We start from the raw sequence: 14,046 nt of genomic DNA, 5'->3' as shown, positions 1-14,046 counted from the left end.
GTGTCGCTGATCGAGGAGGAGGCCCGCCGCGCCGGACGTTCCGTCGAGGTACGGCCCCGATTGGTGGAGGGCGCGTGGCAGCGGTTCGAGGCGGGCGACACGGAGAGTTACGCACGTCTCGTCGCCGCCGCGGCCGACGAGGTCACCGACGCCGACGCGATCGTTCTCGCCCAGCCCTCCATGGCCCCGGCCCAGCAGCTGACGACGACATCGGTCCCGGTGCTGTCCAGCCCGCGCCCGGGGCTGGCGGCGGGGGCGCGGGCGGCGCGGACCGGGCTGTCGGGCTGACGTCGTCCGGACAGACACCAGGGGTCCACCTGGGCCACGCGGTGACTCCGGCGAGTGACTGGCGGCGCTGGGCCCCGGGTAGACGGGGAGTAGTCCACAGCCGACGTTCACCGACTGGCGGAGGACATCATGACCAATCCGTACCCCGATCCGGTCCCGCCGGGTCCCACTCCCGGACCGGATCCCCATCACCCCGAGCCACCGCACCCCGACCCGGTGCCGACTCCGGAACCGCCCCCGGCGCCCGGGCCGACCCCTCCGCCTCCGGCTCCCGAGCCGCCGCCGGGGCCCCGCCCGGTCCCGGAACCCGATCCCTCCCCGATTCCCCCGGGCCCGGAGCCCGTCCCGAACCCGGAGCCCGGACCGCCGCTCTCCTGAGCGGCCGCACCACGAAGGGCGGTGAGCGCCCATGACGCGTGGTGGGCGACCACGAAGGCCGCCCACCACTGCCGTACCGCAGGACCGGCCCTGGCCACGACGCACCCGCACGTGGCGTACCGGACCTCCAGCGGAGCACTCAGCCCGCCACCTCCGACCGGTCCCCGCCCCACAGCGTGTGGAACGAACCGTCCCGGTCGGTGCGCCGGTAGGTGTGCGCGCCGAAGAAGTCCCGCTGGCCCTGGGTGAGCGCGGCGGGCAGCCGCTCGGCGCGCAGGGCGTCGTAGTAGGCGAGGGCCGCGGCGAAGCCCGGCGTCGGGACGCCCTGCCGGGTGGCGGCGACGAGTACCTCGCGCCAGTCGTCCTGAGCCGCCGCGATCTCCTGGGCGAACGTCTCGTCCGACAGCAGGCTCGGCAGATCGGACCGGGCATCGTAGGCGGCGCGGATCCGGTCCAGGAACGCCGCGCGGATGATGCAGCCGCCGCGCCAGATCGAGGCGACCTGACCGAGGTCGATGTCCCAGTCGTACTGCTCGCTGCCCGCGGCGATCTCGTGGAAGCCCTGGGTGTACGACACGATCTTGGAGGCGTACAGCGCCTGCTCGACCCGGTCGGCGAAGGCACCGGCCTCCGCCTTGTCCAGCGGGGACGCCTTCGGGCCGGCCAGGCCTCGAGACGCCTCACGCAGCGCCGCGTGTCCGGACAGTGAGCGGGCGAACACCGCCTCCGCGATCCCGGAGACCGGAACACCCAGGTCCAGCGCGATCTGCACGGTCCAGCGGCCGGTGCCCTTCTGCTCCGCCCGGTCCTGCACCACGTCCACGAACGGCTTGCCCGTGGCCGCGTCCACATGCGACAGCACCTCGGCCGTGATCTCGATCAGGTAGGAGTCGAGTCGGCCGGTGTTCCAGGTGCGGAAGATCTCCGCGATCTCGGCGGGGGAGTACCCGGCGACATCGCGCAGCAGCTGGTACGCCTCGCCGATGAGCTGCATGTCGGCGTACTCGATGCCGTTGTGCACCATCTTCACGAAATGCCCGGCGCCGTCCGGGCCGACGTGCGTGACGCACGGTGCGCCGTCCGCCGCCTTCGCGGAGATCTTCTCCAGCATCGGGCCCAGCGACTCGTACGACTCCTTCGAACCGCCCGGCATGATGCTCGGCCCGTGCAGCGCGCCCTCCTCGCCGCCGGAGATGCCGGTGCCGACGAAGTGGATGCCCCGCTCGCGCAGCTCGCGCTCCCGGCGCCGGGTGTCCGCGAAGTGGGCGTTACCGCCGTCGATGATCATGTCGCCGGGCTCCAGGAGCGGGGCGAACTCCTGGATCACGGCATCGGTCGGATCGCCGGCCTTGACCATGATGACCAGGCGGCGGGGCCGTTCCAGCGCGGCCACGAACTCCTTGGCGGTCTCGGCCGCGACGAAGTCGCCCTCGCTTCCGAACTCCTCCACCAGCGCGTGCATCCGGGACGCCGTCCGGTTGTGCACCGCGACCGTGTAGCCGTTGCGGGCGAAGTTGCGGGCGAGGTTGCGGCCCATGACCGCGAGACCCGTGACGCCGATCTGGGCTGAAGTGCTCATTCCGCCTGCTCCTCAAGGGGTCCAGTGGATCCCGTAGATCGTGTTTGCCGGTCGTGCCGGTAGTGCCGTCAGTATCGCCCCCCGGGCCATCCTGACGTGCCGAAACGCCGACCGCACGTCCGACCCTACGGGGCTCAGTACGTACGGAAGGGGCCCGGCGCCTCAGCGGGGGCCGATCGCCGGGGTTGTCACTCACTACGACCAGGCCGTCCCGGGATCTGTGACACCTTTCCGTTGTGGTGTGCGTCCGACCCTGCCAACGGGGGTGCCTTCTGCGCCACTTGGCCTGACCGGGCGGCTGATTGCCGTCTTGTCATGGCCTGTTCGTGGCCCTTACTTTTGGCCCTCCTGACGCTTGTCGAGGGGGCACTTCCATGGCCTTACGCGGCCGGCACCGCCGGTATCAGCCGAACAGGATCAACCGCGCCTCGCTCACCGTCACGGCGGGCGGCGCCGGAATGGCCCTCCCGTTCGTCGGCACCGGTGCCGCGCAGGCGGCCGACGTGGACACCTGGGACAAGGTCGCCGCGTGCGAGTCGACCAACGACTGGGACATCAACACCGGCAACGGCTACTACGGCGGACTGCAGTTCAGCCAGTCCACCTGGGAGGCGTACGGCGGTACGGCCTATGCGCCGCGCGCGGATCTGGCCACCAAGGACCAGCAGATCGCCGTCGCGGAGAAGGTGCTCGACGGGCAGGGGCCCGGCGCCTGGCCCGTGTGCTCGGTGCGGGCCGGACTCACCCTCCCCCACTCTCAGCTTCGTTCGAGCAGCGAGACGCCCGACATCCGGCCGGGCGGGGGCACCTCGACCCGGACCGCCAAGAGCCCCGTGGCGGACGTACGGCCGCACACCACGCCCCAGTCGCGCGCAGGAACCGCCGAGATGTACACCGTCGTCCGCGGCGACACGCTCTCCACCATCGCCGAGGAGCAGCGCGTCCAGGGCGGCTGGCAACGGCTGTACGCCGCCAACCGCAGAACGATCGGGACGGACCCCGACCTGATCCTGCCGGGCCAGCGGCTGAACCTGCGCGCCAAGGCCACGGCTGCACCGGCTCCCGCGCCGACCACACCGGCGGCACCCGAGTCCCGGCCGAAGACGACCGCTTCGGACGACGCCGACGACCGGCGCGAGGACTCCCTCGTCGCCCCCGTCAGCGGCTCCCTGGGCACCCCCTACCGGGCGGCCGGCTCCAGCTGGTCGAAGGGCTACCACACCGGCGTCGACTTCCCCGCAGCCACCGGCACCTCCGTGAAGGCCGTCGCCGCGGGCCGGGTCGTCACCGCCGGATGGGGCGGCTCCTTCGGCTACCAGGTGGTCATCCGGCACGCCGACGGCCGGTACACCCAGTACGCGCACCTGTCGGCGATCTCCGTGAAGGCCGGCCAGCCGGTGGGCGGCGGCCAGCGCATCGGCCGTGTCGGGTCCACCGGCAACAGCTCGGGCCCGCATCTGCACTTCGAGGTGCGGACCGGGCCCGGCTTCGGTACGGACGTCGACCCGGTGGCGTACCTCCGGGCCGGCGGGGTCAGGATCTGACCCCGGCGCGCTGCTCCACGCTCGGGAACGGGATGTACGAGGCGCCGTACAGGGTGGAGTAGTAGGGCGCGGTCCCGTCGGCGGGACCGACGGGCGCGTCGTTGCCGTACGTGCTCTCCGTGACCGGGCTCGGCAGGAAGACGCCGCCCTCCCGGTGCGCGGCGGGCTTCTCGGGGAGGCCCTCGAGAAACGCGGTGGCGGGCTCGTCGGCGGGCCTCGCCGGGGCGCCGATGCCGGACAGCTGCCCGGTGAGGGGTTCGGGCAGCAGCTCCGCGTTGTCGGAGTCGTCGGACTGCCGGATGCGCTCCGTCGTCAGCAGGATCAGACCGCCCGCCGCCACCACCCCGCAGCTCAGGGCGAGCACGGTGCCCGTGGTGCCGTAGCGGAAGGTTTCGCCGAACATCGTGATGCCCACCGCGGCCGCTATCACCGGGTTCACCACCGTCAGCGTGGCCAGCGGAGCCGCGAGGCCGGCGCCCCGGTACGAGGCCTGGGACAGCAGCAGACCCGAGACGGCGAACACGCCGATCGCGGCCAGGGACGGCAGATCCGCGCCCGACACCCCGCCGGTCCAGTCGACCGCGACCGTCTTCGTGAAGACCGAGGACATGCCGAACGCGATGCCCGACGCGGTCGCGAGGAGCAGGGCCCGCACCGCCGGACGATGCCGGACCGCGCGTCCCGCGAGCATCAGGGCGGCGACCCCAGCGGCGGTCGCCAGGAACACGGACACCTGCTGTGCCCCGTCCAGCGACCGCGAGTCGGACGTGCCGACCAGGGACAGCAGACCCGCGAGGCCGACGGTCGCCATCACAGCGCCCCGCCAGGCCGTCCCACCGGCCCTGCGGCCCACGAACAGCGCCGCCATCGGCAGCGCGAACACGATGGTCAGCGCCCCCAGCGGCTGCACCACGCTCAGCGGACCGTAGGCGAGGGCCGCCACGTGCAGCAGCCCGCCGAGACCGTTGAGCGCCACCGCGGCCCACCAGCCCGGCCGACGCATCGGCGCGTACTGACCGTCCGGCAACGACACCGCGACGCGCTCCTGCACGATCGCGCCGCCCGCGTACGCGACAGCGGACACCAGCGACAGGAGCACGGACAACGCGAGGGCGCTCATGAGCTGCTCCTCTGCCTGAGGCTGGGGCGCTGGGCCCGGTGCGGCGAACGGTCGGCTTCCATGACCAACACGATGCCCCCTCGCCCCGTTCCCAGTCGTCGTCCCTGAGCACCCAATGAGTCCTACTGCCGATGGAGTACGAACGCCCCCCAGTCATCCCCAGGGTGGGTGAACCGGGACGGAGACCCCCTGATCCCGCCCCCTAGGGGCTTGGTACTACTGCTCTCGTGGACCTCGACCCCGATCTCGCCGCCCTGAGCCCGCTCGGCGGATTCTTCGTCCTGCGCACGGTCGTGGACGGACCGTCAGCCCCCGTGAGGTCGCTGCCGCCCCTGGCGCAGGCCTACGGCCCGTTGGCATCGGATGCGGACGCGGATCCCCTGCTTGTCCGTGTCCGAAAGGTGGCGGCCGCCCTGACCGTTCCCGAGGTGCGGATCGCGGCCTCGGTGGCGCACCTCGGGCTCGCGGCCCGGCTGTGGTCGACGGCGCTCGGCTGCGCCGTCCTGTACGGCCGCATCCCCGACCTCGACCCGCGGCTGCTGCACTGGGACGCCGACGGCAGCGCACCCGACGACCTGTGGCTCGCTCAGGTGCGCCCGCTGCCAGGGGACGCGGCGACCGTCGTGGACGTCGTGCTGCACGGTCACCTGGAACCGCTGGCGGCCGCTCTGCGCGCCCGCCACCGGCTCGCGGCGGGGCTGCTGTGGGGCAACGCCGGATCCGCGCTGGCGGGCGCCGTACGCGAGCTGGACCGGTGGGCGCGCACGAACGGCCGTACCGAGGCTGCCGCCCGGGCCCGCGCGCTGGCCGGCGAGCTGTTCACCCACCCCCGCCTCACCACAACCGGCACACTTACGGGCACTGCCTTCCGGCGCCGCAGCTGCTGCCTGTACTACCGGGTGCCCGGCGGTGGACTGTGCGGCGACTGCTGCTTCGCCCGGCCCCCGGGCTCTTCCCCACACGCCACATCTGGGTGACCATGAGGGAACCAGCCGCCGAGACAGGGGGTTTGCGGGTGCGAGTGGGACTGCTGACCCGGGAGTACCCCCCGGACGTGTACGGCGGCGCGGGCGTCCATGTCGAGTTCCTCGCCCGGGAGTTGAGATCCCTCGTCGACCTCGAGGTGCACTGCTGGGGCGAGGGCCGCGCGGAGGGCGTGCTGCGGCATCGCCCCTGGCCCGCGCTCGACACCGCCAACGACGCGCTGCGCACCTTCTCCGTGGACCTCGCCATGACCGCCGCTCTCGAGGGCCGCGAACTCGTCCACTCCCACACCTGGTACGCCAACCTCGCCGGCCACCTCGGCAAGCTCCTGTACGGCATCCCGCATGTGATGACCGCCCACTCCCTGGAGCCGCTGCGCCCCTGGAAGGCCGAGCAACTCGGCGGCGGATACGCCCTGTCGAGCTGGGCCGAGCGCACCGCGATCGAGGCCGCCGACGCGGTGATCGCCGTGTCCGGTGCCATGCGCACGGACATCCTCGACTGCTATCCCGCGCTGGACCCCGCCCGTGTCCACGTCGTGCACAACGGCATCGACACCGACCTCTACCGGCCCGACCCCGCCACCGACGTCCTGACCCGCCTCGGCCTGGACCCGGCCCGTCCGTACATCCTGTTCGTCGGCCGGATCACCCGGCAGAAGGGCGTGCCCCATCTGCTGCGCGCGGCACGGGACATCGACCCCGCGGCGCAGGTCGTACTGTGCGCGGGGGCGCCCGACACCCCGGAGATCGACCGGGAGTTCCGCGACCTGTACCAGGAGCTGAGCCGCGTCCGCGACGGCGTGCACTGGATCCCGCGGATGCTACCGCGCCCGGAGGTGATCCAACTCCTCACGCACGCCGCCGTGTTCGCCTGTCCTTCGGTGTACGAACCGCTGGGCATCGTCAACCTGGAGGCGATGGCCTGCGGCACACCCGTCGTGGCCTCGCAGGTCGGCGGCATCCCCGAGGTCGTCGCGGACGGCAAGACGGGCCTGCTGGTGCCCGTGGACGACGACTTCGAAACGGGCCTCGCCCGCGCCCTGGACGCGCTCCTCGCCGACCCGGAGGGCGCCCGGCGGATGGGCGAGGCGGGACGGGAACGTGCGGTGGGGGAGTTCGGCTGGGACACGGTCGCCCGCCGCACGGCCCGGCTCTACGCGGAGATCCTCGAACAGGCTCATCAACTTCGTTAGTTATCCCTAGCGTTGGCCAGGTGTAGTTGGGTGTATGGAGAGTTGCTGCGTATGTCCAAGGCTGCGCAGCGTCTCGGGATACACCCGATGACGCTTCGTCAGTGGGCTATCGACGGCAAGATCCCATTCACGTGGGTCGGCCGTGAGCGACGGTTCTCCTCGGTCGACGTGGAGAACATGAAGCGCGGCAGCGACTCCACGACTTCCCGCCTCAGGAGGGAAGTTCTATATGTGCGCGTCTCGGGCTCGTCCGGGCAGGAATCGTCTCTGGCTGCGCAGGAAGAGGAGTTGCGGTCCACCGCTACGGGCGAGATTGTGAAGGTCGTGAAGGATCGTGGCTCTGGCCTGCGGGAGGACAGCTGGCCTCAACCGGCTGCTGCGAATGGTCTCTGACGGCAGCGTGACGGTGGTGCGGGTGACGCATGAGGACCGGCTGGCCAGGTTCGGAGTCGGCTGGCTCGAGCGGCTGTTCGCCGTGTACGGCGTCACCCTTGAGGTGCTGCATCCGAAGAAGTCCGGCGGCCGGGACGAACTCCTCGAAGACTTCGTGTCCCTGGTCACCACCTTCGCCGGCCGCCTGTACGGGATGCGTTCGGCGGAGGCCCGTAAGCGGCTGCTCGCCGAGTCCGGACTGTGTGCCGGTGCGCAGGACCGTGCCACGTGAGCCGCAAGATACCGCTCGCCGAGGGCGAGACTTCCCGTACCGCCTGCGCCCGCGCTGTTATGCGCACCGGGATGGATGACAAGACCGGCGAACTCCTGCCCGCCACCGTGCTCGCCGAGCGCGTCGGCTGGGCGGCTGATCTGGTGTTGGGCATGGTCGGCGTGCTGCTCGGCGAGCATTGGAACGCCACCGACGTGGACGTACTGGCCTCCGGCGAGGATGCAGGCGGCAGGAAGCTACCGTCGAACGCGTGGATGGCCTGCCGTCGGCTCGGCTGGATCGTCGGCCCGCCCGAGGGTGTGAAGGTCAACGACCGGATCGTGCGCATGGCCCAGGAACAGGCCGGACGCACCCTGCGGTCGGTCAAGTGGCGGGCCGACCTGACGGGCGGGGTCATTAAGACATGGCCAGCAGATCCGGTGAAGCGCACCCCCGAGGAGTGGGACGCCGTACGCGACGCCGTTCCCGGCGGTGAGCATCTGCCGTCCAGCGTCATCAAGTCCCGCACCCGGCAGGTCGCCGCGTTCCAGCGGAAGCATGGCCGCCTTCCTGTCGATCTGTTCGAAGCGGAGGCCGAGCCGCGCATAACGAGGATGCTGCTGCTCGCCTCGTGTGACGGGCAACAGGCCACCATCGAACGGGCTGATGAGCCCGGTCGGGCGCTGCTCAGGTTGCAGCTGCCCACCAGGCCGGATCCGGCCTCGTACCGGGACTGGACGTGGGTGTCCTGCCCGATCAGCCTGCCCCCGACCATCCCGGCCCGTGCGGTGCTGCACCTGCCGACCCTGCGTCTGCACAACGGGAAGGTGTACGCCGACATCGCGTTCACCCACGCCGTACCCAAGGCGTCCCGTACGGGGCACACCGTCGCCCTGGGCGTCGACTGGGGCCTCAATACGCTTCTCTCGGCCGGCGCGGTCCGGCGGGGCAGCGACGGCACGATCACTGCTCTCGGTTCCGGGGCCATGTTCCGTGCTGCTGGTGTGCTCGCCAGGCAGCACCGGCTCCGCCAGCACAGTGAGCGGCTGCATGCGAAGGCTGACCAGTACGAACGGCTCATCGGCGGCGCCGAGGATCACGCCCTGACCGTGAAACACCAGGTGCTGCGAGACGAGATCGCTCACGTCTCGGCCTGCAGGTCGAATCTCAACGACGCGTTGGCGTGGTCCGCGGCCCGTTGGACCGTCGATCAAGCTGTTGCCGCCGGGGCGAGCGTGATCTATGTCGAAGACCTGCGGTCAATGGAGGCCCGCGGGATGGGCCGCACCATGAACACGCGCCTGTCCCAGGCCGTGCGCGGGCAGATCGTGGACCGCATACGGCATCTCGCGGCCGAGGTGGGTATCGCCGTGACGACGGTACCTGCCCGCAACACCTCCAAGCACTGCCCGCAGTGCCTCACCCCACTCCGGCACCGCAAGGCCCCCGACCGTTCCACCGTCGCGGGCTGGAAGTGGGCGATCTGCCCGAACCTCGACTGCCGGTATCAGGGCGACCGCGACGCCGGCGCGTGGCGGCGTATCGCAGCCCGCGGCCTCACCCACCAGACCGAGACGGTTGTCGACAGCGCCAGCAGCACGATGGTGATCCGCAAGGTCGTCGATAAACTCGAAACCCGCGCCGTGGTCACCCTGACCACCAAAACCAGCCGGAAAGACCGGTCGAAGACCGGCCCCACCCGGCCTCGTACAACACGCCCCGCGCCCAGGCGACGCAGGGCACCCTCCCCCAGCCATCCGCAAGGACGGGCAGGTCAGCGTCCGGAGGGACACGCTCACACGGACTGGAGGCGGCTGCCCCGCGCAGCTCACCGGCACCAGGGCGTGAACACGTCGGTTAAGCACACCCACCAGCCGCACAGGCCGCGAGGGGCAGCACTGGGCGCGGGATTCCACCTGCACGCTCATGCTTCCCCTCCACGGTGGGCAGAACCCACGCCAGGCACTGCGCCTTGCATGGGATCGCTTAACTGAGCAGAGACGCTTAGCCCGCCCGGCTCAAGGGCAATCATGGGTCAACCAGGGTGAGGGGAGCGGCCATGCGTCGATGGGGGTACCCCCGGTCGAGCGAAGCCGAGACTGGGGGAGGACCTTCGGTGCTCGGGATCGTACTGGCGGGCGGAGAGGGCAAGCGCCTGATGCCCCTGACCGCGGACCGCGCGAAACCCGCGGTGACCTTCGGCGGCACGTACAGACTTGTCGACTTCGTCCTCTCCAACCTCGTCAACGGCGACATCCTGCGCATCTGCGTCCTCACGCAGTACAAGTCCCACTCGCTGGACCGGCACATCACCACGACCTGGCGGATGTCCAGCCTGCTCGGCAACTACGTCACGCCCGTCCCCGCCCAGCAGCGGCTCGGCCCGCGCTGGTACCTGGGCAGCGCGGACGCCATCCTGCAGTCCCTGAACCTGATCTACGACGAACGGCCCGAGTACGTCGCGGTGTTCGGCGCCGACCATGTGTACCGCATGGATCCGCGGCAGATGCTCGCCCAGCACATCGAGTCCGGCGCGGGCGTGACGGTGGCGGGGATACGCGTCCCGCGCACGGAGTCCTCCTCCTTCGGCGTGATCACCCCGGGCTCGGACGGAAGCACCGTCGAGCGGTTCCTGGAGAAGCCCGCGGACCCGCCCGGCCTGCCTGACGACCCCGACTCCGTCCTCGCCTCCATGGGCAACTACATCTTCACCACCAAGGCGCTGATCGAGGCCCTCCAGCGGGACGCCGACGACGCCAACTCCGTGCATGACATGGGCGGTTCGATCCTGCCCCAGCTCACCGAACGCGGCGAGGCCCACCTGTACGACTTCGGCGACAACCACGTCCCCGGCGAGACCAGCCGCGACCAGGGCTACTGGCGTGACGTCGGCACGCTCGATGCGTACTACGAGGCCCATATGGACCTGATCGCCGAGCGGCCCGCCTTCAACCTCTACAACCGCAGCTGGCCCGTCTACACCCACTCCAACCAGCTCTCGCCGGCCCGCTTCAACGCCGGCGGCATCGCCGGCGAGTCCATCATCAGCGCCGGCTGCCTGATCCGGGGACAGGTCACGCGGTCCGTGCTCTCGCCGGGTGTCGTGGTCGACCCGGGGGCGGTGGTGCAGGGGTCGGTGCTGCACGACAACGTCCACATAGGGCGGGGTGCGGTGGTGCGCGGCGCGGTCCTCGACAAGAACGTCGAGGTGCCGCCCGGCGCGACGATCGGCGTCAACCCGGAGCGGGACGCCGAGCTGTACACGGTGTCCAAGGGCGGCGTGATCGCGCTGGGCAAGGGGCAGCGGGTGCCGTAGCCCGGCTGCTCCGGCAGGAGCGGCGGCGCGTCACACGATCGAGCGGACACGCCGGGCCGGGCCTCGGTTCACGCCTTCGTGGGGCACTGGCCTCGACACTATGACCTCTTACGCCACACGAGTCCCGCCTCTTTCGTAGGAGGCGGGACTTAATCTGCTGTTAACTGTACGTAGCCTGATCGTACTTGACCGTAATCGCCCCAGGGCGATTGACTGCTGGCCCACCCGTCATCGTCGCGAGGCAAGCCATTGACTCCTGACCTGCTCGCACCACTCGACCTGGCGTTCTGGAACATCGAGTCCGACCTGCATCCCATGCATCTCGGCGCGCTCGGCGTGTTCGCGTCCCACTCGCCCGCCGCCGGTGCCCATGCCGCCGACCTGCTCGCCGCCCGTGCCGCCGCGGTGCCCGGGCTGCGGATGCGGATCCGGGACGTGTGGCGGCCGCTCGATCTGGGGCAGCCGTTCCCCTTCGGACTCCGCCGGCCGCTCGCCTTCGGCGGCGCGGCCAGGGAGCCCGCCCCCGACTTCGACCCGCTCGACCACGTCCGGCTGCATGCCCCCACCGCCGACTTCCAGGGGATGGCGGGCCGGCTCATGGAGCGTCCGCTGGAGCGCGGCCGGCCGCCGTGGGAGGCGCATGTGCTGCCGGGGGAGGACGGCGTCTCGTTCGCCGTGCTCTTCAAGTTCCACCACGCCCTGGCCGACGGTCTGCGCGCGCTGACCCTGGCCGCGGCAGTCCTGGACCCCACGGACATGCCGGCCCCGCGGCCCCGCCCCGCCGAGCCCCCGCGCGGCCTGCTGCCCGACGTGCGCAAGCTGCCCGGGCTGCTGCGCGGCGCCGTGTCCGACATGGGCCGGGCCCTCGACATCGGCGCCTCCGTCGCTCTGTCCACCCTGGGCATGCGTTCGTCGCCCGCGCTGACCTCGGAGCCCTCCGGCACCCGTCGTACCGCCGGAGTGGTCCTCGACATCGACGACGTGCACCGCGTCCGCAAGGCCGTCGGAGGCACCGTCAACGACGTCCTGATCGCCGTCGTCGCGGGCGCCCTGCGCCGCTGGCTCGACGAACGCGGCGACAGCAGCGAGGGCGTCGCGCCGCGCGCGCTGATCCCCGTCTCCAAGCGCCGCCCGCGCACCGCGCACCCACGGGGCAACCGGCTGTCCGGTTACTTGATACAGCTCCCGGTCGACGACCCCGACCCGCTCGGCCGCCTCGAGGCGGTCCGCACGGCCATGGACCGCAACAAGGACGCCGGCCCCAACCGGGGCGCGGGTGCCGTCGCGCTGCTCGCCGACCATGTGCCGGCGCTCGGCCACCGGCTCGGCGGCCCGCTGGTCAGCCAGGCCGCCCGGCTGTGGTTCGACATCCTGGTCACCAGCGTGCCGCTGCCCGGCCTCGGCCTGAAGCTCGGCGGCAACCCCCTCACGGAGGTGTTTCCCTTCGCCCCGCTGGCCGCCGGCCAGTCCCTCGCCGTCGCCGTCTCGACGTACCGGGGGCGGGTCCACTACGGGCTCGTCGCCGACGCACGGGCCGTCCCGGACCTGGACCGGTTCGCCCAGGCGGTGTCCGACGAGGTGGAGACGCTGATCAAGGCCTGCGCTCCTTGATCGCGACGGGTTTGGTGGTGCGGCCCGGCGCTCCGTAAAATCTGCCGTTCGAATGCGGGCGCGACCGGAGCGCCGCGACGGCAGACACAGGGAACGGCAGCGGCGATGACGGTGACAGAGGACGGCTCGGCGACCACGGACGAGGTGGTGTACGGGCCCGGCATCGACCCCGAGCGGCTGGCCGTCTGCCTCAGCGTGCTCGAGGAACTCGACAAGCTGGAGGTCGACCACCCCGACGCGATCGCCGTGCGCCGGGCCACCGCGGGCATCTACCGCACCGTCAAGCAGCGGCGCCGCCAGGAGCGCCGGGCCGCCAAGACCGCGCACGACAAGGCGGTCACGGAGGCCACGGCGACCGGCTCCGCCCAGCGCATCGACGACGAGACGGAGGGCATCCTCCCGTCGTCGGTCACGGAAGAGGGCAAGGTCGCGGGGATACTCCAGCGCCCGCGCTCCTGCTACACCTGCAAGACCCGGTACGTGGAAGTCGACTACTTCTACCACCAGCTCTGTCCCGACTGCGCCCGCCTGAACCGCGCCAAGCGCGACGCCCGCGCCGACCTCACCGGCAAGCGCGCCCTGCTCACCGGCGGCCGCGCCAAGATCGGCATGTACATCGCGCTGCGGCTGCTGCGCGACGGCGCGCACACGACGATCACCACGCGGTTCCCGAAGGACGCCATCCGCCGCTTCAAGGCCATGGACGACTCGGCGGACTGGATGCACCGCCTCGAGGTCGTCGGCATCGACCTGCGTGACCCGGCGCAGGCCGTGGCCCTCGCCGACCAGGTCGCCGAGGCGGGCCCGCTGGACGTCCTCATCAACAACGCGACGCAGACCGTACGCCGTCTGCCCTCCGCCTACGCCGCCCTGGTCGAGGGCGAGAGCGCCCCGCTGCCCGCCGGTGAGCTGCCCGCCCACCACGTGATCGGCGCCTTCGGCTCCGGCGCCGTCGACGGCCTGGCCGCGCTGCCCGTCGGGATCTCCGCCCTCGACGCACAGCAGGTCGCCGACCTCGCCCTGGTCGCCGGCAACGCCAGCGTCGCCCGGCACCTCGACGGCACCGCCATCGACGCGGGCGGCCTCGTCCCGGACGTCGTCGACACCAACACCTGGGTGCAGACCATCGAGCAGATCTCCCCGGTGGAGCTCCTCGAGACCCAGCTGTGCAACTACACGGCGCCGTTCATCCTGATCAGCAAGCTCCGCCCGGTCATGGCCGACGCCGCGAGGAAGGCGGCGAGCGGGCGCGCGTACGTCGTCAACGTCTCGGCGATGGAGGGCGTCTTCGGCCGCGGCTACAAGGGCGCGGGCCACCCGAACACCAACGCCGCCAAGGCCGCGATGAACATGGTCACGCGGACCAGCGCCCAGGAGATGTTCCAGAC

At 71.4% G+C, this 14,046-nt stretch carries 11 protein-coding genes and 1 pseudogene; 10 read left to right on the top strand and 2 right to left on the bottom strand.

Going from position 1 to position 14,046, the window contains the following annotated elements:
- Positions 1 to 288 (top strand): annotated as a pseudogene (locus ACTWQJ_RS30680) (arylsulfatase); the annotation flags it as partial.
- A 517-nt stretch (positions 289 to 805) separates the two neighbouring features.
- Here ACTWQJ_RS30680 and gndA read toward each other — a convergent pair.
- On the bottom strand, positions 806 to 2,245 hold the full coding sequence (gene gndA, locus ACTWQJ_RS30675; RefSeq protein ID WP_443309779.1) for an NADP-dependent phosphogluconate dehydrogenase: 1,440 nt from the start codon (positions 2,243 to 2,245) through the stop codon (positions 806 to 808).
- Positions 2,246 to 2,619: 374 nt separating this feature from the next.
- Here gndA and ACTWQJ_RS30670 point away from each other — a divergent pair, with 374 nt between their 5' ends.
- On the top strand, positions 2,620 to 3,789 hold the full coding sequence (locus ACTWQJ_RS30670) for a transglycosylase family protein (protein WP_443309778.1): 1,170 nt from the start codon (positions 2,620 to 2,622) through the stop codon (positions 3,787 to 3,789).
- On the opposite strand, the gene ACTWQJ_RS30665 is transcribed toward ACTWQJ_RS30670, so the two are convergent.
- A complete protein-coding gene (locus tag ACTWQJ_RS30665) occupies positions 3,779 to 4,909 on the bottom strand; it encodes a DMT family transporter (RefSeq protein ID WP_443309777.1) in 1,131 nt (376 codons plus the stop codon). The genes ACTWQJ_RS30670 and ACTWQJ_RS30665 overlap by 11 nt on opposite strands.
- A 227-nt stretch (positions 4,910 to 5,136) precedes the next feature.
- Here ACTWQJ_RS30665 and ACTWQJ_RS30660 point away from each other — a divergent pair, with 227 nt between their 5' ends.
- The 8 genes from ACTWQJ_RS30660 to ACTWQJ_RS30625 form a co-directional block, all read left to right on the top strand.
- Positions 5,137 to 5,886 (top strand): (2Fe-2S)-binding protein, encoded by a 750-nt coding sequence (locus ACTWQJ_RS30660; protein ID WP_443309776.1) that lies wholly within the window; start codon positions 5,137 to 5,139, stop codon positions 5,884 to 5,886.
- A gap of 38 nt (positions 5,887 to 5,924) precedes the next feature.
- Entirely contained in the window at positions 5,925 to 7,088 is a 1,164-nt protein-coding gene (gene glgA / locus ACTWQJ_RS30655) for a glycogen synthase (protein ID WP_443309775.1), read from the top strand.
- Between the two features lie 51 nt (positions 7,089 to 7,139).
- Positions 7,140 to 7,481: an excisionase family DNA-binding protein gene (locus tag ACTWQJ_RS30650; RefSeq protein WP_443309774.1), complete on the top strand. Its 342-nt coding sequence runs from the start codon at positions 7,140 to 7,142 to the stop codon at positions 7,479 to 7,481.
- A gap of 22 nt (positions 7,482 to 7,503) precedes the next feature.
- Positions 7,504 to 7,752, top strand: coding sequence for a hypothetical protein (locus ACTWQJ_RS30645; protein WP_443309773.1), 249 nt, complete (start codon positions 7,504 to 7,506; stop codon positions 7,750 to 7,752).
- Positions 7,749 to 9,725: a zinc ribbon domain-containing protein gene (locus tag ACTWQJ_RS30640; protein WP_443309772.1), complete on the top strand. Its 1,977-nt coding sequence runs from the start codon at positions 7,749 to 7,751 to the stop codon at positions 9,723 to 9,725. Before ACTWQJ_RS30645 ends, ACTWQJ_RS30640 begins: the two co-directional genes overlap by 4 nt.
- A 65-nt stretch (positions 9,726 to 9,790) precedes the next feature.
- Positions 9,791 to 11,047, top strand: coding sequence for a glucose-1-phosphate adenylyltransferase (gene glgC / locus ACTWQJ_RS30635; protein ID WP_443309771.1), 1,257 nt, complete (start codon positions 9,791 to 9,793; stop codon positions 11,045 to 11,047).
- A 249-nt stretch (positions 11,048 to 11,296) separates the two neighbouring features.
- Entirely contained in the window at positions 11,297 to 12,658 is a 1,362-nt protein-coding gene (locus ACTWQJ_RS30630) for a wax ester/triacylglycerol synthase family O-acyltransferase (RefSeq protein WP_443309770.1), read from the top strand.
- A gap of 105 nt (positions 12,659 to 12,763) precedes the next feature.
- Positions 12,764 to 14,046: SDR family NAD(P)-dependent oxidoreductase (locus ACTWQJ_RS30625; RefSeq protein ID WP_443309769.1), on the top strand; the 1,283-nt coding region annotated here is incomplete at its 3' end.

Origin of the sequence: Streptomyces sp. KR55, assembly GCF_052245645.1 — a bacterium.
GTDB lineage: Bacteria > Actinomycetota > Actinomycetes > Streptomycetales > Streptomycetaceae > Streptomyces > Streptomyces flavusporus.
The sequence above is the reverse complement of the archived record's forward strand: the minus strand, read 5'-3'. Positions and strand labels throughout refer to the sequence as shown.